2 protein-coding genes are annotated in these 2,300 nt (G+C 41.0%); both read left to right on the forward strand.

The genetic code is table 11. The features are described from left to right. Positions 1-13 precede the first annotated feature (13 nt). Positions 14-1,045 (forward strand): threonine aldolase family protein, encoded by a 1,032-nt coding sequence (locus V5N63_RS07200; protein WP_332033407.1) that lies wholly within the window; start codon positions 14-16, stop codon positions 1,043-1,045. Further along, a partial coding sequence (locus V5N63_RS07205) for a M28 family metallopeptidase (protein WP_332033408.1) occupies positions 1,042-2,300 on the forward strand: 1,259 nt, incomplete at its 3' end. The genes V5N63_RS07200 and V5N63_RS07205, both read left to right, overlap by 4 nt.

Raw genomic sequence — 2,300 nt, forward strand, 5'->3', positions numbered from 1 at the left:
TTAAGAAAACAAAATGAAATATTCCTTTAAAAACGATTACTCCGAAGGTGCTCACCCCAGAATTCTGGATGCGCTTACTAAGCATAATCTTACCCAACAAAGTGGCTATGGGCTTGACGAATATTCGCTTCAGGCGGCAAAATTCATTATGGAAAAATGTGATGCGCCCAATGCAGCTGTACATTTGGTGTCGGGCGGAACACAGGCCAACCTCACGGTGATTTCTGCTTTTCTGAGGTCACATGAAAGTGTGGTTGCTGCCCAGACAGGTCATATTTTTACCAATGAATCGGGTGCAATTGAAGCAACCGGTCACAAAATTCATAGTGTGCAAACCATCGACGGAAAATTGCGTCCAGCAGACATACAAAACGTGATGGATGAACATCAGAATATTCCGCATCAGTTAAAACAGAGACTCGTTTATATCTCGAATTCCACAGAAACCGGCACTATTTATTCAAAGAAAGAGCTCCAGGAGCTGTACGAATTCTGCAAGAGCAAAAACCTGATTCTATTTATGGACGGCGCGAGGCTCGGTCATGCGCTTACCGCGGAAACCAACGATGTAACATTTGCAGAAGTTGCCAAATTTACGGATGCTTTTTATTTGGGTGGCACCAAAAACGGAGCTTTGATTGGGGAAGCAATTGTAATAAATAATCCGGCACTGCAGGATGAATTTGGATTTCATCTTAAGCAGAAAGGTGCATTACTGGCAAAAGGAAGGCTTCTGGGGATTCAGTTTCAGGAGTTGATGAGAGATAACCTGTATTTTGAGTTGGCTGATCATGCTAACCGACAGGCGATGAAGATTAAGGCTGCTTTTTCAGAAATTGGGTGCGATTTCCTTTCTGAAACGTTTACCAATCAAATTTTTCCGGTGTTAAATGCGAAACAGATTGAGCTGCTTTCAGAAAATTTCGATTTTTATATATGGAAAAAGATCAACAGTGAAAAATCTGCCATACGGTTAATTACGTCCTGGGCAACAACTGATGAAACTGTTGCCGGGTTTATAAACGAAATAAAAAAACTGAAATGAAAAAAATACTGATTCTGCCGATCGTATTATTGTCCATCGCATTAAGTGCTCAAAAAACGAAAAATGATCCTGAAATTTCAAAATATGTGAGTCAGGTTAACAGAGATTCGCTGAAGGCTCATGTCGAAAAGCTCGTTAGTTTCGGGACGCGACATACGATGAGCTCAACTACAGATCCAAAGCAGGGAATTGGAGCTGCAAGAAACTGGGTGCTTTCAAAATTCCGGAATTATGCCCGGAATGCCGATGGACGAATGGAAGTTTACCTCCAGAATCAGGATTTAAAACCGGATGGTAAAAGAATTAATAAAGACACAAATCTTGGTAATGCCATTGCGTTTTTGAAAGGTACGGATCCCAATGATAAACGGGTGATCATCATCTCCGGACATCTTGATTCCAGAGTTTCGGATGTGATGGATGCCGAAAGTTTTGCGCCCGGAGCAAATGACGATGGAAGCGGAGTTGCTGCTGTTATTGAAAGTGCGAGAGTTTTAAGCAAATCCAAATTCCCGGTTTCAATTCTTTTTGTCGCGGTAAGTGGTGAAGAGCAGGGATTGCTTGGTGCCCGAATGTTGGCTGATAAAGCAAAAGCAGAAAACTGGGATTTGGAAGCAGTTTTAAACAATGACATGATCGGTAATAACAGTTTTGATGCGGGTAATAATGCCGGGAAACCAAAACTACGGGTGTTCAGTGAAGGATTGTCAGCTTTTGAAACCGAAAAAACAGCAGCAGCGATCCGGAATTTAGGTCTGGAAAACGACGGAGCGGCCCGTCAACTTGCACGTTATGTGAAAGAAACCGGTGAAAAATACGTGAAAAACATAGATGTTAAACTCATTTACCGTAACGACAGATTTTTACGTGGCGGAGATCATACGCCTTTCGTGAACCATGGTTTTACAGCGGTGCGGTTAACAGATTATTACGAGAATTACGATCATCAACATCAGGACATCAGAACTGAAAATAATAAAAAGTATGGTGACCTTATCGAGTTCATGGATTTTGATTATCTGAAAATGAACACGGCTGTGAATGTTGCAGTTTTATCCAATCTTGCAAAGTCTGCATCAAAACCTGAAAATGTAAAAATGGACGTGAAAGAACTTTCAAATTCCACAAAACTTACTTGGGATAAACCGGTTTCGGGAAAAATTAAAGGTTATCATATTTTGATTCGGGAAACCGACCAATCTGTATGGACGGAAAGAATTTTCACTTCAGAAACTTCAATAACAATTCCTTATTC

Origin of the sequence: Kaistella sp., assembly GCF_032060305.1 — a bacterium.
In the GTDB taxonomy this organism is placed as follows: domain Bacteria; phylum Bacteroidota; class Bacteroidia; order Flavobacteriales; family Weeksellaceae; genus Kaistella; species Kaistella yananensis.

Excerpts from the sequence above, each read along its gene's own strand:
- V5N63_RS07200 (WP_332033407.1), top strand. The coding sequence starts at position 14 with ATGAAATATTCCTTTAAAAACGATTACTCCGAAGGTGCTCACCCCAGA.